This is a genomic window from Corallococcus sp. Z5C101001, from assembly GCF_007352635.1.
GTDB classification, from domain to species: domain Bacteria; phylum Myxococcota; class Myxococcia; order Myxococcales; family Myxococcaceae; genus Corallococcus; species Corallococcus silvisoli.
The window spans coordinates 126269-146943 of record NZ_VKLU01000012.1 but is presented as its reverse complement, the minus strand read 5'-3'; the positions used below and the strand labels follow the sequence as shown (position 1 = coordinate 146943).

The window sequence follows — 20675 nt, the reverse complement described above, 5'->3', positions numbered from 1 at the left end:
CGACGCGAGTTGTTATGTTCGGGCGATGGCGGACATCCCCAACCTGGAGACCCTGCGCACCTCCCTCGAACGCGTCGACGAGGAGATCCTCGACCTGCTCCAGCGGCGCATGGCCCTGGCGGACGACGTGGCGCGCGCCAAGCTGGTGACGGCCTGGCCCTTCCGGGACCCCCAGCGCGAGGACCTGCTCTTGCGCAAGCTGCGCGGCCGGGCAGCGGAGCGAGGCCTGGATCCGCATGAGGTGGAGCGCCTCTACCGCGTCATCCTGGACATGTCCGTCGCTCGCCAGCAGGGCCTGCTGACCCGCCTGGACACCACGCCGCTGCGGGTGGGGTATCTGGGCGTCGAGGGCTCCTACAGCCACCTCGCCGCCCGCCAGCGCTACGCCCACAGGCAGGGCGGCGTGCTCCTCACCGGCTTCGACTCCGCCCGGCAGGCGGTGGAGGCCCTCAAGCAGGGGGCGCAGGACCTGCTGCTGCTGCCCATCGAGAACACCACCGCCGGCAGCATGAACGAGACCTACGACGTGCTCGCCGCGGGCGACGCCGTCATCACCGGCGAGGTGGTGAGCCAGGTGGACCACCGGCTCCTGGGCGTGAAGGGCGCGAAGCTGGAGGACCTGCGCGAGGTGCTGTCCCACCCGCAGGCGCTGGCGCAGTGCGAGGACTTCCTGCGCACGCACGTGCCGCGGGCCCGCGCCGTGTTGGGGCCGGACACCGCCGTCGCCGCCCAGATGGTGGCGGACCGCAATGACGTGACCGTGGCCGCCATCGCCAGCGAATCCGCCGCGGCCCGCTTCGGCCTCGTGGTGCTCGCCAGCGACCTGCAACCCGGCGCCGACTTCACGCGCTTCGTGGAGGTGGGGCGCCAGCCCACGCCGCTCGCGCCGGACGTGCCCTGCAAGACGTCCCTGCTGGTGGTGCTGGAGCACCGCCCCGGCACGCTCGGCCAGGTGCTGCAGCGGCTCACGCAGCGCGGGGTGAACCTCTCCAAGCTGGAGTCGCGCCCCATCCCAGGCGCGCCGTGGAAGTACCGCTTCTACCTGGACGTGGAGGGCCACGCCGCGTCCGCGGCGGTGACGGCGGCGCTGGAGGACCTGCGCCCGCTCACCTCGTCGCTGCGCGTGCTGGGCACCTACCCGCGCGCGGAGCCCATCGATGGCTGACGCCGCCTCCCGCCGCATCGCCTTCCAGGGCGAGCTCGGCGCGTACGGCGACGAGGCCACCGGCGCCTTCTTCGGCCCGGCGGTCACGCGGGTCCCCTGCCCCACCTTCCGCGCCGTCTTCGAGGCCGTGGCCTCGGGCGCGGTGGACGGCGGCGTCGTCCCCATGGAGAGCGCGCTCGCGGGGCCCGTGGCGGAGGTCGTGGACCTGCTCCTGGAGTTCACCCCGCCCATCTCGGGGGAGCTGCGCCTGCGCGTGCGCCACTGCCTGCTCGCGCCCCCGGGCCACACGCTCGCGGGCGTCACGCGCGCGCTGTCCCATCCGCAGGCGCTGGCGCAGTGCGCGGGGTGGCTGCGCGGGCACCACCTCCAGCCCGTGCCGGAGGCGAACACCGCGGTGGCCGCCCGGCGCGTGGCGCAGGAGGCCACCCCGGGCACCGCGGCCATCGCCAGCCGCGCGGCGGGGGAGCGCTACGGGCTCACCGTGCTGGCGGAGGGCATCGAGGACTCACCGGACAACGCCACGCGCTTCCTCGCGGTGGGCCCGGCCGTCCCGCCGTCCCTGGGAGCGCGCTGGAAGACCTCCGTGGTGCTCACCCTGGACAATGGGCCCGGAGCGCTGGCGGGGGTGCTGGGGGCCTTCGCCGCGCGAGGCGTGAACGTCGCGCGGCTGGAGGCCCGGCCCGGCGGCGTCCGCGCCTGGGACTACCGCTGGTGCCTGGACGTGGACGGCGCGGAGGACTCCGCGCCGGTGAAGGCCGCCCTGGACGAGGCCCGGCGCGCCTCCACGTCGCTCCAGGTCCTCGGCAGCTACGCGCTCAACGATTGACGGTCTGCGTCCCGTCGCCGTTGCGCACGGCCTCCGTGTACGCGCCGCGCACGATGCTCGCGTAGCGCTGGAGCGCGCCCAGCTGCTCCAGGCGCAGCGCCTGCGGCCCGTCGCACAGGGCCTTCTCCGGCGTCGGGTGGAAGTCCACCAGCACCATGGACGCGCCCGCGATGAGCCCCTGGCCAATGGCGTGGAAGATGTCCGGCAGCCCGTCCGGCGGGGCCTCCGCGCGGCCAATCGCGTGCGACGGGTCCACGCACACCGGCATGCGCGTGAGCCGGCGCACCACGGGCACGTGCGCGAAGTCCACCATGTTGCGGTGCGGGTCGCCCAGGTGCGTCTTCACGCCGCGCAGGCAGAAGACGATCTTCGGGTTGCCCTCGCTCGCCACGTACTCGCACGCGTTGAGCGACTCCTCCAGCGTGATGCCCATGCCGCGCTTGAAGAGCACGGGGAAGGTGTGCTGCTGGCCAATCTGCTTGAGCAGCTCGAAGTTCTGAGCGTTGCGCGTGCCCACCTGGAGCATCACGCCCGTGGGCGTGCCCGCCTGCTTGAGCGCGTCGTTGATCTCGTCGATGTGGCGCGGGTGCGTCACCTCCATCGCGACGACCTTGATGCCGTGCTTGCCCGCCGACTCGAACACCCAGGGCAGGCACTTCGCGCCCAGGCCCTGGAACTCGTAGGGGTTGGTGCGCGGCTTGTACGCGCCCATGCGGGTGGTGGTGATGCCGCAGCGGGCGAGCGCCGCCATCATCGCGTCCACGCTCTCCAGCGAGTCCACCGCGCACAGGCCCGCGAAGAGGTTCACCGAACGGTCGTCGAAGGTGACGCCGTTGTATTCGAAGCCCGCCGTGGTGCGGTGGCCGCCGTGCCGACCGATGATCCGATACTTCTGCGACACCCGGACCACCTGGCGCACGCCGGGCAGCTGCTGGAAGGGCTCCAGCGGGACCTGCGAGGTGGAGCCCAGCAGGTACAGCTCCGTGATGGTGGACTCCGCGCCCTGCACCACGTGGGCACGGGGGGTGACGCCCTCATACTGCGAAGCGAGTTTCAGGACGGCGTTCACGACGGATTCGGGGGAATCCGGCTCGAGCATCACGATCATGCGAAGGGTTCTCCTGTGGGGGGCGACCGCTCGGCATTCAACACCGCGGGTGCTCTCTTTCCCTCCCCATTCGTACGGAAAATGACGCGGAGCGGCTCAAGAGGAGGCGGGGCGCAGCCGGGTCGCCAGCTGGGCGTAGTGCTCCCGCTGGGTAGGGTCCCCCAGGTGCTCCCAGACGTCCGCCAGGGCCTTGGCGGCCTCCACGTAGGCAGGCGAGAGCTGGAGCGCCAGCTCGAACACCTGACGGGCCAGCCGGTAGCGGGCCTTGTCCGGCCGCCGCCCCTGGGTCAGGAGCGCATTACCCAGATGGTAGACCTCGATGGCCGCCGCCTCGCGGTAGCCAGGGGTGGGGTTGAGTTGAACCGCCCGCGCCATCAGGAGGGCGGCGGCCTCCGGCTCCCCCAGCTCCAGCTGACACAGGGCGGCCTCCCGGTGGGGGTCGGCCGAGGACGGGTCCAGCTCGATGGCGCGCTGGAAGCCCTTCAGCGCCTCCTCGGTGCGCCCCAGCTGTTTGAGCGCGGAGGCCTTCGCGGTGAGCGCGGGGAAGTGGCGCGGATCCACGGCGAGGACCTGATCGAACGACTGGAGCGCGGCCTCGTGGTTGCCGGCCATGGAACGGTGGACGCCCTCGTTGAACGCCGCGTACAGCAACGACCTGGACATCGGTCCCCCATCGGACGGGTTGCGCGGGCCGCATGCCGCCACGCGGCCCGAAAGCGCAAGCCTGTCACCGGGGGACCGCGCTCCGCAAAGGCGCGCCCCTTCCCCGGCTGATGGCATCCATCGGGTTGCGCTGATGGCGCCGGCGGCCTCCCAGGAGACGGCCGTTTCAGCCGTCTGGAATTCGCCACTGTCCGGGACAGGCCTTGCGGCGCCACGCCGCTCCCAGGCGGAATCGGTCCCGAGGCCCTCATGCTCGTCTTCGAGATCGTCATCGCGCTGCTGCTGGGAGGGGCGGGGCTGGCGGCGGTGTCCCGGCGGATCGGCACCCCCTACCCGGCGCTGGTGGCGCTCGCCGGAGCGATGCTGGCGCTCATCCCGGGGAGTCCAGAGCTGGTGTTGGATCCAGAGCTGGCGCTCACCCTGTTCGTCGCCCCGGTGTTGCTGGACGCGGCCTTTGACGCGTCCCCCCGGGACCTGCGCGCGAACTGGCGTCCGGTCGCGGGCCTGGCGCTGGGGGCGGTGGCGCTCACGGTCGTCGCGGTGGCGGGGGTGGTCCGGTGGCTGGTGCCGGCCATCCCCTGGGCGGCGGCCATCGCGCTGGGAGCCATCGTCGCGCCCCCGGACGCGGCGGCGGCCACGGCGGTGCTGAAGCAGTTGCAGCCACCGCACCGGCTGCTCGTCATCCTGGAGGGCGAGAGCCTCTTCAACGACGCGAGCGCCCTGCTCATCTACCGGCTCGCCGTGGGCGCCATGGCCGCGGGTGGCGTCCTGGGCTGGAGCGCGGTGCCCCTGATGCTCGTCGTCACGGTGGGCAGCCTGCTGCTGGGGGTGGTGCTGTCGCGGTTGAGCCTGCGCATCAACAGCCACGTGGAGGACGTGTCCACGGCCGTCATCACGCAGTTCGGCAGCACGTTCGCCGTGTGGATCCTCGCCGAGCGGCTGCACCTGTCCGGCATCCTCACGACGGTCGTCTACGCGATGACCATCTCCCGGTCGGCCTCCACCCTGATTCCCGCGCGGATCCGCATCCCGTCCTACGCGGTGTGGGAGGTGGCGGTGTTCGTGTTGAACGTGCTGGCCTTCGTGCTGGTGGGCTTCCAGCTGAAGACCATCGTGGCCCGGTTCGACCACGAGACATGGCTGGAGTATTCGGCGGTCGCGGCGACTGTCACGGGCGCGGCCATCCTCGCGCGCATCACCTGGGTGATGGGAGCGGCGGCGTTCAACCGCTGGCGGAAGCTCCCAGCGACGTCCAGCGTCGCCACGCTCTCCGCGCGCGCCGCGGTGCTGGTGGGCTGGTGCGGAATGCGAGGCATCGTGACGCTCGCGGCGGCGCTGGCCCTGCCCACGGGCGGAGCGGCCTTCCCCTACCGCGACCTCATCCTCTTCACGTCCTTCGCGGTGGTGTTGGGAACGCTGGTCGTGCAAGGCCTGACGCTGCGTCCGCTGATGACGCGGCTGAAGCTGGACGACGATGGCGAGGTGGATCACGAGGTGCGGCTCGCGCGGGTGGAGACGCTGCGCGCGGGCCTGGAGGCCACCAGTGAGACCCCCGGCACGGAGCTGGCGGTCCTCGTGCGCAAGCGCTACGAGCTGCAGCTGCGCCGCGCGCGCCAGCGCCTGGAAGAGCGCTCGAGCACGGGGCCCCCGGCGCCAGGGGCCGGCTCGCCATGGGGCCCCCCCACCGCCGACGCGGACATGGTGCGGGCCGCCATGTCCGCGGGGCGCAAGCGCCTGGTGGATCTCCGGGCGAACGGCACCATCGGAGACGCGGCGTTCCAGCAGGTGGAGCAGGAGCTGGATTGGTCGGAGCTGGACCTGCAGCAGATCCTCCGGGCGGCCTCGCCCGACGAGGCGTGACGCCCGCGCGTCCCCACGGCTGCGCTCAGGGCGCCGGAGCGACCGTGGCCCCCACGGTCACGACCTGGGTCGCGGTCGCGCGCACGCCCTTGCCGTCCGTCGCGGTGAGGGTGACGGTGTAGCGCCCGGGCATGAGGAAGCGATGGGTCAGGTACCCCACCTCCGCGGTGGTGCCATCGCCGAAGTCCCACTGGAAGCGCTGGATCCAACCTCCGGGCTCCACCGTCTTCGAGCGCGTCGCGTCCAGGTAGACGTCGAAGGGCGCCTGCGAGCCAGTGAAAGGGCCGCCCGTGATGACGGGAAGGGGCCCGGACGCGGGGCTCCCCGGGTCCGTGCGTGAGAGCCGGCGCACCGTGGAGGCGCCCTGCTCCACCACCAGCACGGTGCCATCGGGCAGCCTCGCGATGCCCGTGGGCAGGCTGAAGGTGGCCCGGTCCCCCGCGCCATCCTGCGCGCCATGCGAGCCCGTGCCGGCGAAGGTCCGCACGCGGCCGTCGCTCACGGAGCGGATGCGCTCGTTGCCGGTGTCCGTCACGAGCAGCTGGCCGTCGTCCCAGGCCGCGCCCAGCAGCGGCATGAACAGCGCCGCGCGCCCCAGCCCGTCGGCGAAGCCCCCGGTGGAGTTGCCCGCGGGCGTGGTGGTGGTGAAGGCGCCGTCGAGCGCCACGCGCCGCACGGAGCGGTTCCCGGTGTCGACAATCCACAGCGCGCCCCCACCCACGGCGATGCCCGTGGGCCGCTTGAACCGCGCCAGGCTGCCGACACCGTCGGTGCTGCCAGCCCCCTTCTTCCCGATGACCGTGCTCACCCGCCCGTCCGGGCTTACGCGCGCCAGCCGGTGGTTGAAGGTGTCCACCACGTAGAGGTCCGTCCCCGCGAAGGCGAGCCCGCTGGGCGTGGAGAAGCGCGCGGCGGTCCCCACACCCTCCACGTTGCCGGAGCGCCCCTCGCGCGAACCGGTGAAGGTGCTCACCGTCCAGCGGGCATCCCGCGCGATGCGCACGACGCGGTGATTGCCCGTGTCCGCCACGTAGAGGGTGCCATCGGAGCCAACGGCGATGGCCTGCGGAGAGCGCAGCGCGGCGCTCGCGCCGGGGCCCTCGCCCACGCCAGCGACGCCGGTGCCCGCGACGGTGGACACGGTCCTCGCCGCGTCGTTGGCGATCATCCGCACCACGTGGTTGCCCGTGTCCGCGACGAACACGTTGCCCGCGCCATCCACGGCCAGACCGACGGGACGACGGAAGCGCGCGGACGCGGCCGGACCATTCTGCAGACCCTCCTGGAATGCACCGCCCGCGAACAGGGTGACGCTCGCGGCCTGCCCGGCGCGGTCCACCGGCCGGGTCTGCCCTGAGCCGAAGGTGTCTCCCGCCTCGGCCGCCAACAGCCCCGCGCGCCGGAAGATGTTGTCGGTGATGCGTTGGACACGCGCGTCGGAGTAGTTCGGATTCGACAGGGCCCGGGCCCACGCGATGCCACCCCCCGCGAAGACGAAGGCCCCCGAGGGCGCGGTGTAGAAGCCCGCGTTGTGCCAGTTGCCCTCGCCCAGGTTGCTGATGACCGGGGAGCGGGCCAGGGGCGTGAACCCCGGGGGCGCGCGGCCGTTGGTGACGGCGCGGTCCATCTCGTAGCCCACGATGGACGGCAGGGTGTCGCCTTCGCTGAGGCCGGTGCCTTCGAAGGGCCACGCCCCCGCGTTCGCCACCACGAAGGGCTGCTCGACGATCCCCCACGCATCCGACATCACGCCGATGAAGCCGTTCTCCGGCTCGCTGATGGGCGCGTCGCGCCAGCGCACGGTGGTGACGTTGGAGCCCGCGCGGGGGTCCTCCTTCATCGACAAATCCTTGTAACAGACCTGCCTGCGGTGCGGGACGCCGGTGCCAGAGGGCTCCAGCCGGATGAGCCAGAAGCTCGTGTCGCCCGCGAAGGCTGCCAGGTTCACCCCGGAAGCCAGCGCCGCCTCCACCGCCGCGCGCGCGGGCCGGGACCAGTACTCGTCGTGCCCCACCGCGATGAACAGCTTCTGCCCCAGGGCGAGCGAGGGATCGCGGTCCAGGTCCACGTTCGTCACATAGGACAAGTCGTAGCCCTTGGACTCGGCCCACAGGACGAACGAGTGGACGTAATAGAAGTACTCGCCCGCGCCGCTGCCGTCGGCGAAGGGCCGGTCGAAGGACACGATCTTCGCGTGGCCGCCCGTCAGGCCCAGCGAGTCCGTGTACAGGCTCTCACCGCCCCAGGTGTTGTACGCCTGGAAGGTGGTGAAGGGGACCTGCACCAGGGCGCTGCCCTTGCGCTCATCCGCGCGCACCACGAAGAGCACGTAGGACTGGAGCCCATCCTCGCGGATGAGCTTGAGCAGATAGACCCCGCTCGGCCAGGACGCCTGGGTCTGCACGGTGAAGGACGTGGGCCAGCGGCACTCCACCAGACCGGTGGTGCGGTCCGGCACCGGATCCGGCTGGGGGCCGACGGCCACGGGAGCGCCGGTGGCCATCTTCCGGGAGCCGAGCCCGCCGTAGTAGCCCATCCGGTAGAGCTCCCAACGCACGGTGTGGCCGCCGTCGGTTCGCGCATGGATGTCGATGGAGTCCCCGTGCTGGACGCTGGTCGCGCCCGCGTAGCCCTCGAGCTGGGACGAGACCGCGGCCCGGGTGAGCCGCCAGTCCGAGCTCCCAGGCTCGGCGTTCTCCCGGGCCATGATGCCGGGCTTCGTGGCCGAGGACAGCAGGACCGCGACAAAGACAGACATCCACATGGGCATCCCCCCGGAGGCCGCGCCTGAACCACTGCCTCCCTGCTACCCGCCCCAACGCCCGTCGGGACCAATGCATGGGAGCCACGCGACGAGGCCGGGGCATGTCCGACGGCGTGGGGGCGCGCGGCGTCCGGCATGCGGCACTGTCCGTGCTGGAGCATCCGGAACCCAACCGGGTCGTGTCAGTGAAGGGCTATGCCCCCTTCTCCTCCTCTTCCATCGCCGCGAGGAATCCCGTCGTGAAGTCCGGATGGCGAGGCGTCCACCCCAGGGCCTCCAGCTTCGCGGCGCGAATGGCCCGGTCTCCCCGCAGGGATTCATGGAGGGAGTCGAGGGGCACGCGGGGCGGCAGGGGGAGCCCCAGCCGCTGACAGAGCCAGGACGCGGTCTCCTCCTGGGTCGCGGGCCGACGGTCGGCCACGCAGTACACCTCGCCGGGAGCACCACGCTCCAGCACCACGCGCACGGCGTGCACCAGGTCATCCACGTGCACGCGAGACAGCCGTCCCCCTCCGGATTCGGGGATGCGCAGCGTACCGGCCTTGAGGCGACCGGAGGTCCCGCGCCCCGGCCCGTAGATGCCCGCGATGCGCATCACGCTCGCGCCCAGCGAGAGGAAGCGCGCCTCCGCATCCCGCCGCGCGCGGGAGGAAGCAGATGTCGTGTCGACCGGCGTGGACTCATCCACGGATCCACGCGCGGCGCCATAGACGCCGGTGGAGGACAGGTAGACGAGCCGCGAGGGACGGGCCCGCGACAGCGCTTCGGTGAAGCGGGCGTCCAGGCCGGCCTCGGGAGGAACGGAGTCGACGACGTGCGCGCCCGAAGCGCGAGCCAGCGCGTCGTCGAGCGACACCACCCGTGCACCCGAGCCGTCCAGGATCGCTCGGCGGGAGGCATCGCGAGTGGTGGCGAGCACTTCGCGGCCGGACCGGGCCTCTTCCACGGCGAACCGGGTGAGCGTGTAGCCACAGCCAAGCAGCACGAGCGGTGCGGTCATGGCCACCGCGATACCGGGCAACGCCCACCTCGCGCAAGGGCATGCCGCCCTCTGGAGAACGAACCGTCCTCCTTCCGGAGCAGGACGGCCGACGGCCAGAGCATGGCGTCCTCACGGCCCTGGCCGCGAGGCCTCCCTTCAAATGCGCGGGCCAGCAAGCAATGCGGCCAGTGGCCCGAACGTTTCCGCCACGGATGCCAGCCCGCGCATCCGCGCGACCTCCCTGGACGGACACGTGCCCACAGGCGCCCTGCACGGACGCAGGCCCGTGTACCCAGAACTCCGCGCGACCACGCATGCAAGCTCGCGCGTCCACGAGACGTCCCTGCGCGGACGCAGGCCTGCGGGCTTCCCGCACGGACGCAGGCCCACGGGCTCCGAACTCCGCGCTGCCACGGTTGCACGCCCGCGCGTCCGCGCGACCTCCCTGCGCGGACGCGGGCCCGCGGGCTCAGAACTCCGCGCTCGCACGCGGGTCGATGATGCCGCACTCCTTGATCTTGTAGAGCAGCGCCTTGTAGCTGATGCGCAGCTTCCCGGCGGCGCGGCGCTTGTTCCACGCGGTGCGCTGAAGCATCGCGAGGATGGCCTCGCGCTCGGCGAGCATCGCGGCGCGCTTGCCGATGTCCTTGAGCGACAGCTCCCCTGCCGGAGGCGGCGGGGGCGGAGGCTGCGGCGCGTCGAAGGGGTTCGCGTAACGCTGCGGCGCGACGGCGTTGAACGGCGAGGAGTCCGTCCCCAGCGACACCGGGGGCGGCGTCAGGGAGCTACCGCGCGCGGGCATCTCCAGCACCTGCACGCCCGGGTTCGTGGGCGGCGAGTGCGACGGCGGGGCCGCGAAGACGCGGGCCGCCTCGTCCATGTGGCGCGACGGCGGCGTGCTGAAGTCGTCACCTCCGCCGAAGGACGTGGGCAGCGACGGGGCGCTCGCCGGCGCACGACCACCGGCGTGGATCTCATCCAGCACCAGCGTCGGGTCCTTCAGCACGCACAGCCGGCGCACCATGTTCTCCAGCTCGCGAACGTTGCCCGGCCAGTCGTAGTCGCCGAACGCGTGCAGCACCTCCGACGGCAGCTCGGAGACGTTCGTCATGAAGCCCCGGCCATACTTCTTCAGGAAGTGGTCCGTCAGCGGCACCACGTCCTCACGGCGCTCACGCAGCGGCGGAAGGCGGATGGCCACCACGTTGAGGCGGTAGTAGAGATCCTCGCGGAAGTTGCCGAGCGCGATCTCCTTCTCCAGGTCGCGGTTCGTCGCCACCACCACGCGGCTGTCCACGCGGACGCTCTTCTTGCCGCCGACGCGGAAGAACTCCTCGTCCTGCAACACCTGGAGCAGCTTCGCCTGGAGCCGGATGGCCATCTCGCCAATCTCATCCAGGAAGATGGTGCCCTGATCCGCCAGCTCGAACTTGCCCGGCTTCTCCGCCGTGGCGCCCGTGAACGCGCCGCGCTCATGGCCGAACAGCTCGCTCTCCAGCAGCTCGCCCGGCAGCGCCGCGCAGTTCACCTTGATGAAGGGCCGGCCGTGGCGCTGGCTGCGCGCGTGGATTTCCCGGGCGATGACCTCCTTGCCCGTGCCGGACTCGCCCAAGAGCAGCACCGGCACGTCCGTGTCCGCGATGCGCTCCACCAGCGCGCGGGCGCGGCGCATGGCCGGAGAGTTGGAGATGAGCACGCGGGCCTCGGCGGCGGCCTCCGAGGGAGACAGCACCACGCGAGGCACCGGCGCGCTCGCCTGCCGCTCCGGCACCCGAGTCCCCAGCGCCCGCGCGAGCACGTCCTGCAGCTCATCGTTGCCAAAGGGCTTCGCCAGATAGTCGGACGCGCCCATCTTCAGCGCGCGCACCGCGTCATCCGCGCCCGACAACGCACTCAACACGATGACCGGGGCCGTTCCCCCCGTGCTCCGGTAGCGGCGCAGCACCTCCAGGCCGCTCATCTCCGGCATCACCACGTCCAGCAGCACCGCGTCGAACGAGCCGCCGGACAGCATCTCCAGCGCCTGCGAACCACTCGAGGCACAGCGCACCTGATACCCAGAGCTGCCCAGCAGCTCGGACAGGAACGTGCGCACCGACTCCTCGTCATCCACCACCAGCACCGCGATCCGATCCATCCCCACGCCTCCGCTCGCCCTGTGCATCAAACCCTCGTGAACTTCCTCAAACCGACAACAGCCGGGCCGGACCGGCGGCCCGCCGAATCTCGCGTGTTCGTCTCAAGGTCTGCAGCGCGGCGCCCAACAGCTGGTTGGGTCCCCCCACCGTGTCCGGGAAGCTCACCGCGCCCAGCTCCAGCGACGTGCGCACCACGCGACCTTCCATCTGGAACCGGGCGGCCTCGAACCGGGCCTCCACCCGCGCCAACACCTCCGGCACCGCCTCCTCGGGCGTGCCCGGAAGCAGCATCGCGAACTCGCTGTCTCCCACGCGCGCCACCGCGTCGGCTTCACGCACCGTCTGCCCCAGCACCACCGCGCTGTAGACCAGCAGCCGGTCGGCCATGCTCCTGCCGTGCTCCTTGCGCAGCGCGCTCCACCCGCTCACTTCCGCCGCCACCACGGAGAATGTGCCCCCGTAGCGCTCCGTGCGACGGGCCTCCAGTCCAATGAGGGCCAGCAGGAAGGGACGGTTGTAGAGCCCCGTGACCGGATCATGCAGCGCCAGCGCCGTGCCTGCCTCCTCACCCGCCGCCGCGCGCTCCACCGACTGCTTGAGGCGCATCTGCGCGTGCAGCTTCGTGGACAGCTCCGCGCCATCCACCGACCGCGGCACCACGTCCACGCACTGCCCCTTGTCCACGCAGAAGCGCCACGCATCCCGGTCGTGCGAATCCACCAGGTACATCATGGGAACCGTGCCCCGGCTCACCTGCCGCAGGCGCCGCGCCGTCTGCAACGCCGCGTAGTCCGGCGGCTGAGCGGCCAGCAACACCGCGTCCGGGCGGATCACCTCGAAGAGGGGCACCGCCGCGTCGAAGCGCGTCAGGGGAACGACTCGGAAGCCCTCTCCTCCCAACGACGCCCGGGTGCGCTCCAGATCCTCTGCTCGAGGCTCCACCACCAACACCGTGGGAGGCTGCCCCGACTTTCCGGCCCGCTTGCGCCTCACGCCCACCACCGTCCCCTCCCCTCCAGCATTTTCTGCCCCACCACCCCTCCCGACCGCCCAGATTTACAGCCCCGTCCCTCTCAAGCCCTACCTATCCCCTCGGATTTCTTAGGAAAGGGCACTCGGCTACCCATCCTGGCCCACGGTTTTAGCAATGGGTATGCCATTCATCACCTCACGGAGACGTGCCTCCAGCCCTTCGGCGTCCACGCGGTGCTTGAAGGCAGGCACGCCGTCGATGAGGACCACGGGGATGTCGTAGCGCCACGTCTCGAACAGCTCGGGGCTCTGGAGGATGTCGGTGACGTGGATTTCGAACGGCAGGCGGGCCTGGACCTGCTCCACCACGATGAGCGCTTTCTCACAGAGGGAGCACCGGGGTTTCGAGTAGATATCGACTCTCATTGCGTTGCAGGATGGGCGCTCGATGCGCGGCGTGTGTGGTGATTTTTCGACGATGCCCCTCAAGGACCTGGTCGTCCACCTCGGGAATCGCCGGGCCACCGGCACCCTGAACGTGGAGCGGGGAGACGTGCGCAAGCAGCTCTTGCTGCGCGACGGCCACGTCATCACCGCCAGCTCCAACCAGCCGCGCGAATACTTCGGTCAGTTCCTGATCAACCAGGGGCACCTGACGGAGGACCAACTGGAGCGCGCGTTCGCCACCCAGGCGGAGACGCACATCCTGCTGGGGAAGATCCTGATCATGACGGGCACGGTGTCGGAAGCCACCGTGCGCACCACGCTCTCCCACAAGTTCCGGGAGATGCTGCTGGATGCGTTCACCTGGGAGGAAGGCGGCTTCGACTTCCGCGCCACGGACGTCGCGCCGGAGCTGGAGGGCCTGGACGTCAGCGTGGACCTGCTGGACGTGCACCGCGAGGGCGAGTTCCGCGAGACGGCGTGGCAGGCCATCCGCGCGGTGTTCCCCTCCGGCTCCGTCCGGCTGGAGGTGGACGAGCGCAAGCTGACGGACCGCAAGGCGGGCAGCATGGACGAGCGCATCGTCCAGTTCGCGCGAGACGGCCTGAGCATCGACGGCATCGCGCTGGCCCTGCACGCCACCGACTTCTTCCTCTACCAGCGGCTCTACGCGCTCTACCGGCAGGACGCGCTGAAGGTGTCGGACGAGGCGCCCCTGCCCGCCCCGGATCCGGGCGCGCCCACCGTGGTGGTGGTGGAGGACGATGACGACGACCTGCCCTCGGGCGGCGTCATCGGCTCCGAGTCCTCCTCCGACGAGGTGCTCCAGGCCGCCCGGCTCTTCCTGGACGCGGGCAACCTGCGCGACGGGGAGGCCCTGGCCCGGCGGGCCCATGAAATCTCCCCGTCCGAACACACCGCGAAGCTGCTGCGGGACGCGGAGACGCGGCTGCTGGTGGAGCTGCGCAAGGCGTTGATGGAGCCGTCGCGGGTGCCGGCGCTGCGGGTGTCGCCCGCGCACCTGAAGACGCTGCCCCTGACCTCCCCGGAGCGCTACCTGCTGTCGCGCATCGACGGGCGGCGGGACGTGGCGGCCATCGTGCACGTGTCGCCGCTCCAGGAGCTGGAGGCCCTGAAGTTCTTCCAGGGCTTCGTGGACACGGAGCTGGTGAAGCTCACCCCGCGTCCGCTGTCCTGAGACAGGCGGCCGCTCAGTGCTTGCCGGCGGCGCCGGCCGGGGCCGTCACCTCGACGGGCGCGGGGACGCGCTCCAGGGCCAGCCGCAGGGCCTCGCGGCCCAGGTAGGAGCCGCGGATGCGCCACTTGGGGTCGTTGACGATGAGGGCGGCCACGGCCACGCGCGGGTGGTCCTTGGGCGCGAAGCCGACGAACCACGAATAGTCCCGGAAGGGCTCGCGGTCCGCGAGCGTGCCCGTCTTGCCCACGGCGTTCGGGACCTGGAAGCCGCGCTCGCGGAAGATGTGGCGCGCGGTGCCGTGGGTGACGGTCTCCTCCAGCATCTTCGTGAGCGCGTGCGCGGTGGTGGGCGTGAGCACGGGCTCCGGCTCCGGCAGGGGCATGAAGGGCTCGGGCTCCACCAGCACGGGGTCCACCCAGCGGCCCTCGTTGGCGGCCACCGCGGCCAGCAGCGCGCCGTGCAGCGGGGACAGGTACACGTCCCCGAAGCCCGCGCCGGTGTTGGCCAGCGCGAAGCCATCCTCAGGGATGTACGCGAGCGACACGTCCAGGGGCTGGGCGAAGGGAATCTCGCGGTTGAAGCGCAGGCGCGCGGCCATGCGCTTGAGGGCCTCCGCGCTCAGGTGCTTGCTGGTCATCTTCGCGAAGATGACGTTGGCGCTCTTGCCCATGGCCATCGCCAGCGAATAGCAGGCGCCGTCGCGTTCGGTGTCCTCCAGCTGCCGCTCCGACAGGCGGCGCTTGCCGCCGTGGAAGCACGCCTCCGTGTCGGGTGAGACGCCGGCCTCCAGCAGCGCGCTGCCGGTGACGATCTTGAAGATGCTCGCGGCGGGGTACACCGCGCGAATGGGCAGCCCGCGCAGCTCCGGCTTCGCCTGCGAGTGCTCCGCCATCGCGAGGACGCGGCCCGTGGAGGGCTCCAGCACCACCGCGGCGCCGTAGGGCACCTGGTAGTTCTCCATGATCTTCGTGAGGGACGCCTGGAGGCCGGGGTCGATGGTGAGCACCTGATCCGGAGCGTCCTTGCCGCCCTTCACCACCAGCTTGCTGTTCACCAGCTTCGCGCGGGCCACCAGGTCCTGCGCGCGAGGCAGCCCCTGCAACTTGCCGAACGGGGGCGCCTTCTCCCGCGAGGGCACCGGCAGCGGAGGCACCATCCCGGGCTCCAGCGCCGCCCCGTCCTTCGCGGCCAGCGCCTCCGCCAGCGCGCGAGCATCCACCGGGCGCGTGTCCAGCCCCGAAGCCGGCTCGCTGGGGCTCTCCCCGGCTCCCGACGGGCTCGCGGACGCGGTCTTGGGGGCGGACGGCTCCACCTCCCGCGCGCCGGGGGCCTGGGGGCCGGAGGCGGCCGAGGCTCCCGGGACGGGCGTGGCGGTCCCTGACGCGGCGCTCGCGCCTGGCGTCCCGGAGTCTGGCGACGCGGCGGCCTGGGCGGCCTCCACCTTCTCCACCAGCGCCCGGGCCCCCACCGGGCCGGCATCCGTCCCCAGCGCGTGCACCGCCGCGGCAAGCGTCTGGGCATCCGACGGAGCGGCGGCGGACGGCGCGAGGCCGGCATCCGGCCCTGGCGCGGAGGCGCCCAGGAGCAGCGTGAGGGGGAACAGCGGCAGGGCAGCGAGGAGGCGGCGAATCATCATGCTTCAGGGCTCTCCTTGGGGGGCAGGGAGCAGGCCGCGGGATCCTAGTCGCTGAGAGCGCGCTGTCCACGGCTTGCCCCCTCGGCCGCCTTCTTCGTCCAGGAGAAACCTGGGAAGAGGCCGGGAGGTCCAGTAGGGTCCTGTGCACCTTGGACGGACTCAAAGAGATGGTGGTGATCTGGGCAGCGGAGCTGCGCCGGGCCGTGCGAAGCGGCCGGGCCGTGGTGCTGCTCGGGCTCTACAGCATGTTCACCGCGCTGGTGCTGCTCGTGGTGGGGTACATCACCCGCGAGGTGCAGGGGCAGGTGAACGACAAGCTGGCCGGCGCCGACGCGGATGCGCTGCACCTCGGGGTGCTGGGGTTCCTCACCAGCAACGACACCGCGATGATGGAGGCGCTGGCGCAGGTGCCCATCGTGGTGCTCATCGTCTTCAAGATCACCCTCTTCTTCCTGCCGGCCTACATCGCGCTGATGGGCTTCGACCAGGTGAGTGGCGAGGTCGGCCCGCGCTCCATCCGCTACCTCACCGTGCGCGCGCGCCGCGCGTCGGTGCTCTTGGGCAAGTTCCTCTCCCAGGCCACGCTGCTGTTGGGGCTGGTGCTGGTCATCGACCTGGCCATCTTCATCTACGCGCGCATCCTCAACCCCGACTTCGCCTTCGGGGTGCTTGCGCTCAACCTGCTGAAGTTCTGGGGCGCCACGCTGGTCTTCTCGCTGGCGTACGTGGCCCTCACCACCCTGTGCTCCAGCCTCTTCCGCAGCCCGGCGGTGAGCCTGGTCTTCAACTTCATCCTGCTCTTCGTCTTCTGGCTGATGGACTCCGTGGGGCGCTCGGTGAGCGATGAGAGCGTGCTGCGCTACCTGCGCTACCTGTCTCCGTCCTATTACTCGGGCAACCTCCTGCACCCGCGGCTCGCGGAGTTCGCCCTCAGCGGCGCGGCCTACTCCGCCTTCGCGGCCATCTTCCTGATCGGCGCCTACGGCGTCCTGCGCACGAGGGACCTGTGAGCGACCTGGCCATCGAGCTGTCCAACGTCTCCAAGCGCTTCGGCCCCAAGGTCGCCGTCAACGCGGTGAACCTCCAGGTGCGGCAGGGCGACGTCTTCGGCCTCATCGGGCCCAACGGCGCCGGCAAGACGACCACCTTCTCCATGATGTGCGGCTACCTCTACCCGTCCGAGGGTTCGCTGCGGATCATGGGCGTGTCGCCCACCACGCCCGGCGCCCTCAAGGGCCGCGTGGGCGCGCTGCCCCAGGACGCGGTGCTGCCCCCCGGCTGGGAGGTCGGCGCGCTGCTCACGTACTGGGCCCGCCTGTCCGCCCTGCCCCAACCCGAGACCGAAGCGCGCGAGGCGCTGGAGAAGGTGGGCCTGATGGAGGCCTGGAAGGTCCAGACGCAGGCGCTCAGCCACGGCATGGCCAAGCGCGCCGCCATGGCCCAGGCCCTCATGGGCCGCCCGCCCCTGGTCCTCCTGGATGAGCCCACCGCCGGCCTGGATCCGCGCATCGCCGCGCAGGTGCGGCAGATCATCAAGGACATGAAGGGCACGCAGACGGTGGTCGTCTCCAGCCACAACCTCCAGGAGCTGGAGGAGCTGTGCGACGCAGCGGCCATCCTCGACAAGGGGTCGCTCGCGCAGGCCGGCACCATGTCCGAGCTCACCGGCCAGGGCGCGGAGTTCCGCGTCCAGATCGCCCGGGGTGACATCATCATCCCGGAGATCACCTCCCTGCCCGGCGTCACCGACGCGCGCATGGAGGGCACGGAAGTGCTGCGCGTGCGCTTCGACGGGCAGGCCCACAAGGCCGAGGAGGTCATCAGCCGCACCGTCGGCCACCTCCTCCAGCACGACGTGCTGATCCTCGGCGTCAGCCGGGGCCGCCGCCTGGAGGACCGCGTCCTGCAGCTGCTGTAGTCACATGCCCCACGAGCGCTCACCCCGCCTTGCGCACCCAGCCCACATAGTGGGTGCCCCGACGCTCCATCCGCACGAGCTCGTTCCCGGTGGCCTCGCACCACGCGGGCAGGTCCGCCTCCAGGCCGCGGTCGGTGGACACCAGCTCCACCAGGGTCCCGGGCGTCAGACGACGCATGGCCTTGGCGATCTCCAGGATGGGCACCGGGCAGAGGGCCCCGGACGTATCCACTCGCACACCGGCTTCCATGGCCGGGCATCCTCTCACGGCGACGCGCCCGCGGCAGGTGCCCCAGCGCGCATGAGAGGGAATTTTGGTCCTCCCAACGTCGTTGTCCGCCCCTTCGAGGCCTCCAGATATGTGGCGAACGCAGGCGGTCATCGCGGCTTGCGCGTCTGGAATTCCCTCTGTTAAGTACCCCGCCCCTTTCCCTACCCAGACACCCGCTTGGGGCCCGGAGTCGGACCTATGGCGCAGGAGCATTCCCAACCCATGAAGCCCAATGTCATCGTGGCCCTGTTGGTGGGCTTGGTGCTCGGGTTCGTTGGCGGCCGTGCCGCCAGCGGCTCGAAAGCCACCCCTGGTAACACCCCCACCGTCGCGCAGGGGGCCAACAAGCCCGCGGCGCGCCAGGTGGACCCCACCGTCTTCAAGGTGCCCATCGACGGCGCTCCCTCCAAGGGCAGCGTCAACGCGCTCGTCACCGTGGTGGAGTTCTCCGACTACGAGTGCCCGTTCTGCAGCCGCGCGCACAACACCGTCGTGCAGCTCCAGAAGGACTACGGCAGCAAGCTGCGCGTGGTGATGCGCCAGAACCCGCTGTCCTTCCACCCGCACGCCAAGCCCGCGGCCCTCGCGGCGCTCGCGGCCGGTGAGCAGGGCAAGTACTGGGAGATGCACGACGTCCTCTTCGCCAACCAGAAGAAGCTGGATGGGGAGAGCCTGGAGGGCTACGCCAAGCAGATCGGCCTGGATGTGGCCAAGTGGAAGGAGGACATGACCGCGCAACGTCTGTCCGACACCATCAACCAGGAGCAGGCCCTGGCCCAGCAGCTGGGCGCCAACGGCACGCCGGCCTTCTTCATCAACGGCCGCTTCCTCTCCGGCGCGCAGCCCATCGAGAACTTCAAGGCCCTCATCGACGAGGAGCTCGCCAAGGCCGAGGGCCTGGTGAAGACCGGCGTCGCCCCGTCGCAGGTGTACGCGCGCACCGTCGAGAAGGGCCTCGAGCGCGCCCCCACCCGCGCCGCCCAGGCCCCGGAGCCGGCCGCCGCCGCGAAGAAGGTCGAGATCCCCGCGGACTCGCCCGTCTTCGGCCCGGCCACCGCCAAGGTGACCATCGTCGAGTGGTCCGACTTCGAGTGCCCGTTCTGCAGCCGCGCGGTGCCGACCCTCACCAAGATCAAGGACACCTACGGCAAGGACGTGCGCGTGGTGTTCCGCCACCAGCCGCTGCCCATGCACGCGAACGCGAAGATCGCGGCGCAGGCCTCCATGGCCGCCCACGAGCAGGGCAAGTTCTGGGAGATGCACGACAAGCTCTTCGCCAACCAGCGCGCGCTGGACCGCGCCAGCCTGGAGAAGTACGCGCAGGAGCTGAAGCTGGACATGGCGAAGTTCAAGGCCGCCCTGGACAGCGACAAGTTCGCCGCCAAGCTGGACGCGGACTCCGCGGCGGGCATGGCCGTGGGCGCCAACGGCACGCCGGCCTTCTTCATCAACGGCCGCTTCCTCTCCGGCGCGCAGCCCTTCGAGGCCTTCAAGCCCCTCATCGACGAGGAGATCGCCAAGGCCGACAAGGCGCTCGCCGCCGGCACCAAGGCGGAGGACCTCTACGCCAAGCTGAACCAGGACAACGTGAACGCCGCTCCGGCCGCCCCCGCGGCGCCCGCCGAGCCGGCCGTGCAGAAGGTGGAGCTGGGCAGCGCGCCGGTGCGCGGCGCGAAGAACGCGCCCGTCACCATCGTCGCCTGGTCCGACTTCGAGTGCCCCTTCTGCGGCCGCGCCGTGCCGACCATCGAGCAGGTGGAGAAGGAGTACAAGGGCAAGGTCAAGTTCGCCTTCAAGCACCAGCCGCTGCCCTTCCACCAGCACGCGAAGATCGCGGCGCAGGCCTCCATGGCCGCGAACGAGCAGGGCAAGTTCTGGGAGATGCACGACAAGCTGTTCGCCAACCAGCGCGCGCTGGACCGCGCCAGCCTGGAGAAGTACGCGCAGGAGCTGAAGCTGGACATGGCGAAGTTCAAGGCCGCCCTGGACAGCGACAAGTTCGACAAGCAGATCGAGGCGGACATGGCGGACGGCGCCGCCAAGGGCGCCAACGGCACGCCCACCTTCTTCATCAACGGCCGCACGCTGGTGGGTGCGCAGCCCTTCGACGCCTTCAAGAAGGTCATCGACGAGGAGCTGAAGAAGGCCGGAGGAGCCGTGGCGGCCGAGGCGAAGTAGCCCTCCCGCGCAGCCTCCCCTGCTGAAGCACCGAAGGCCGTCGGCTCCCGAAGCGGGAACCGGCGGCCTTCGTGTTTCCAGCGTGCTTCCGGTGTCGCTCAGGAGACGGCGATGGCGTCGATCTCCACCTTGGAGCCGCGCGGCAGCGCGGACACCTGCACGGTGGCGCGGGCCGGGGGGGCCCCGGTGAAGGCGCGGCCGTAGACTTCGTTCACCTTCGCGAAGTCGCCCAGGTCGGTGAGGAAGATGGTGCAGCGAACGACGTGGGAGAAGTCCAGGCCGCTGGCGGCGAGCACGGCCTTCAGGTTCTCCATCACGCGCTCGGCCTGCGCGACGACGTCGCCGGGGACGATCTCCATCGTCTTCGGGTCCAGGGGAATCTGGCCGGACAGGAAGGTCAGCTTCCCGGCGTCCACCTGCACCGCCTGGGAGTAGGGGCCAATCGCCTTGGGGGCGTCGTCGGAGTGGATTGCCTTGCGCGCCATGCAGCACACCTCGCGTTGAGGCGGCCCCCCACGAGAACGGGGGACCGCGGGTCCGCCGCGCGCTGTA

Annotated in this window: 17 protein-coding genes; 7 read left to right on the top strand and 10 right to left on the bottom strand. The window is 71.0% G+C overall.

Features of this window, described 5'->3' with window-relative positions; all coding sequences use genetic code 11:
- The first annotated feature begins 25 nt into the window (after nt 1-25).
- Together pheA and FOF48_RS26120 are read left to right on the top strand one after the other, a co-directional pair.
- Nucleotides 26-1165, top strand: a complete 1140-nt coding sequence (pheA, locus tag FOF48_RS26125) for a prephenate dehydratase (protein ID WP_143905768.1) — start codon at nt 26-28, stop codon at nt 1163-1165.
- Nucleotides 1158-1991, top strand: a complete 834-nt coding sequence (locus FOF48_RS26120) for a prephenate dehydratase (RefSeq protein ID WP_143905766.1) — start codon at nt 1158-1160, stop codon at nt 1989-1991. Before pheA ends, FOF48_RS26120 begins: the two co-directional genes overlap by 8 nt.
- Here FOF48_RS26120 and FOF48_RS26115 read toward each other — a convergent pair.
- Both FOF48_RS26115 and FOF48_RS26110 read right to left on the bottom strand, forming a co-directional pair.
- Nucleotides 1981-3099: a 3-deoxy-7-phosphoheptulonate synthase gene (locus FOF48_RS26115; RefSeq protein ID WP_143905764.1), complete on the bottom strand. Its 1119-nt coding sequence runs from the start codon at nt 3097-3099 to the stop codon at nt 1981-1983. The genes FOF48_RS26120 and FOF48_RS26115 overlap by 11 nt on opposite strands.
- 96 nt (nt 3100-3195) lie before the next feature.
- Entirely contained in the window at nt 3196-3762 is a 567-nt protein-coding gene (locus FOF48_RS26110; protein WP_143905762.1) for a tetratricopeptide repeat protein, read from the bottom strand.
- 249 nt (nt 3763-4011) lie between these two features.
- Here FOF48_RS26110 and FOF48_RS26105 point away from each other — a divergent pair, with 249 nt between their 5' ends.
- Nucleotides 4012-5622, top strand: a complete 1611-nt coding sequence (locus FOF48_RS26105; RefSeq protein ID WP_143905760.1) for a Na+/H+ antiporter — start codon at nt 4012-4014, stop codon at nt 5620-5622.
- Nucleotides 5623-5647: 25 nt separating this feature from the next.
- Here FOF48_RS26105 and FOF48_RS26100 read toward each other — a convergent pair whose 3' ends face one another.
- From FOF48_RS26100 to FOF48_RS26080, 5 genes are all read right to left on the bottom strand, one after another.
- The gene (locus FOF48_RS26100) at nt 5648-8380 is read right to left on the bottom strand and encodes a N,N-dimethylformamidase beta subunit family domain-containing protein (protein ID WP_186002074.1); all 2733 of its coding nucleotides are present in this window, start codon (nt 8378-8380) and stop codon (nt 5648-5650) included.
- Between the two features lie 199 nt (nt 8381-8579).
- Nucleotides 8580-9386, bottom strand: coding sequence for an NAD-dependent epimerase/dehydratase family protein (locus FOF48_RS26095; RefSeq protein WP_143905756.1), 807 nt, complete (start codon nt 9384-9386; stop codon nt 8580-8582).
- Nucleotides 9387-9837: 451 nt separating this feature from the next.
- Entirely contained in the window at nt 9838-11505 is a 1668-nt protein-coding gene (locus tag FOF48_RS26090; protein WP_143905753.1) for a sigma-54 dependent transcriptional regulator, read from the bottom strand.
- A 46-nt stretch (nt 11506-11551) separates the two neighbouring features.
- Nucleotides 11552-12505: a diguanylate cyclase domain-containing protein gene (locus FOF48_RS26085; protein ID WP_143906052.1), complete on the bottom strand. Its 954-nt coding sequence runs from the start codon at nt 12503-12505 to the stop codon at nt 11552-11554.
- A gap of 120 nt (nt 12506-12625) precedes the next feature.
- Entirely contained in the window at nt 12626-12904 is a 279-nt protein-coding gene (locus FOF48_RS26080) for a glutaredoxin family protein (RefSeq protein ID WP_143905751.1), read from the bottom strand.
- A gap of 22 nt (nt 12905-12926) precedes the next feature.
- Here FOF48_RS26080 and FOF48_RS26075 point away from each other — a divergent pair, with 22 nt between their 5' ends.
- Entirely contained in the window at nt 12927-14120 is a 1194-nt protein-coding gene (locus FOF48_RS26075; protein ID WP_143905749.1) for a DUF4388 domain-containing protein, read from the top strand.
- A 13-nt stretch (nt 14121-14133) separates the two neighbouring features.
- Here the strand turns inward: FOF48_RS26075 and FOF48_RS26070 are convergent, their stop codons facing one another.
- The gene (locus FOF48_RS26070; RefSeq protein WP_143905747.1) at nt 14134-15756 is read right to left on the bottom strand and encodes a penicillin-binding transpeptidase domain-containing protein; all 1623 of its coding nucleotides are present in this window, start codon (nt 15754-15756) and stop codon (nt 14134-14136) included.
- A gap of 167 nt (nt 15757-15923) precedes the next feature.
- Between FOF48_RS26070 and FOF48_RS26065 the strand changes: the two genes are divergently transcribed.
- Nucleotides 15924-16766: an ABC transporter permease gene (locus tag FOF48_RS26065; RefSeq protein ID WP_143906050.1), complete on the top strand. Its 843-nt coding sequence runs from the start codon at nt 15924-15926 to the stop codon at nt 16764-16766.
- The gene (locus FOF48_RS26060) at nt 16763-17674 is read left to right on the top strand and encodes an ABC transporter ATP-binding protein (protein ID WP_143905745.1); all 912 of its coding nucleotides are present in this window, start codon (nt 16763-16765) and stop codon (nt 17672-17674) included. The genes FOF48_RS26065 and FOF48_RS26060 overlap by 4 nt, the downstream gene beginning before the upstream one ends.
- 19 nt (nt 17675-17693) lie before the next feature.
- Here the strand turns inward: FOF48_RS26060 and FOF48_RS26055 are convergent, their stop codons facing one another.
- On the bottom strand, nt 17694-17924 hold the full coding sequence (locus FOF48_RS26055; RefSeq protein WP_143905743.1) for a sulfurtransferase TusA family protein: 231 nt from the start codon (nt 17922-17924) through the stop codon (nt 17694-17696).
- A gap of 243 nt (nt 17925-18167) precedes the next feature.
- Here FOF48_RS26055 and FOF48_RS26050 point away from each other — a divergent pair, with 243 nt between their 5' ends.
- Nucleotides 18168-20123, top strand: a complete 1956-nt coding sequence (locus FOF48_RS26050; RefSeq protein ID WP_143905741.1) for a thioredoxin domain-containing protein — start codon at nt 18168-18170, stop codon at nt 20121-20123.
- 98 nt (nt 20124-20221) lie between these two features.
- On the opposite strand, the gene FOF48_RS26045 is transcribed toward FOF48_RS26050, so the two are convergent.
- Nucleotides 20222-20608 (bottom strand): RidA family protein, encoded by a 387-nt coding sequence (locus FOF48_RS26045; RefSeq protein WP_120539974.1) that lies wholly within the window; start codon nt 20606-20608, stop codon nt 20222-20224.
- Between the last annotated feature and the right edge of the window lie 67 nt (nt 20609-20675).

Coding starts and splice junctions, on each gene's coding strand:
- pheA (WP_143905768.1), top strand. CDS start 26: ATGGCGGACATCCCCAACCTGGAGACCCTGCGCACCTCCCTCGAACGC.
- FOF48_RS26120 (WP_143905766.1), top strand. CDS start 1,158: ATGGCTGACGCCGCCTCCCGCCGCATCGCCTTCCAGGGCGAGCTCGGC.
- FOF48_RS26115 (WP_143905764.1), bottom strand. CDS start 3,099: ATGATCGTGATGCTCGAGCCGGATTCCCCCGAATCCGTCGTGAACGCC.
- FOF48_RS26110 (WP_143905762.1), bottom strand. CDS start 3,762: ATGTCCAGGTCGTTGCTGTACGCGGCGTTCAACGAGGGCGTCCACCGT.
- FOF48_RS26105 (WP_143905760.1), top strand. CDS start 4,012: ATGCTCGTCTTCGAGATCGTCATCGCGCTGCTGCTGGGAGGGGCGGGG.
- FOF48_RS26100 (WP_186002074.1), bottom strand. CDS start 8,380: ATGTCTGTCTTTGTCGCGGTCCTGCTGTCCTCGGCCACGAAGCCCGGC.
- FOF48_RS26095 (WP_143905756.1), bottom strand. CDS start 9,386: ATGACCGCACCGCTCGTGCTGCTTGGCTGTGGCTACACGCTCACCCGG.
- FOF48_RS26090 (WP_143905753.1), bottom strand. CDS start 11,505: ATGGATCGGATCGCGGTGCTGGTGGTGGATGACGAGGAGTCGGTGCGC.
- FOF48_RS26080 (WP_143905751.1), bottom strand. CDS start 12,904: ATGAGAGTCGATATCTACTCGAAACCCCGGTGCTCCCTCTGTGAGAAA.
- FOF48_RS26075 (WP_143905749.1), top strand. CDS start 12,927: ATGCGCGGCGTGTGTGGTGATTTTTCGACGATGCCCCTCAAGGACCTG.
- FOF48_RS26070 (WP_143905747.1), bottom strand. CDS start 15,756: ATGATGATTCGCCGCCTCCTCGCTGCCCTGCCGCTGTTCCCCCTCACG.
- FOF48_RS26065 (WP_143906050.1), top strand. CDS start 15,924: ATGGTGGTGATCTGGGCAGCGGAGCTGCGCCGGGCCGTGCGAAGCGGC.
- FOF48_RS26055 (WP_143905743.1), bottom strand. CDS start 17,924: ATGGAAGCCGGTGTGCGAGTGGATACGTCCGGGGCCCTCTGCCCGGTG.
- FOF48_RS26050 (WP_143905741.1), top strand. CDS start 18,168: ATGAAGCCCAATGTCATCGTGGCCCTGTTGGTGGGCTTGGTGCTCGGG.
- FOF48_RS26045 (WP_120539974.1), bottom strand. CDS start 20,608: ATGGCGCGCAAGGCAATCCACTCCGACGACGCCCCCAAGGCGATTGGC.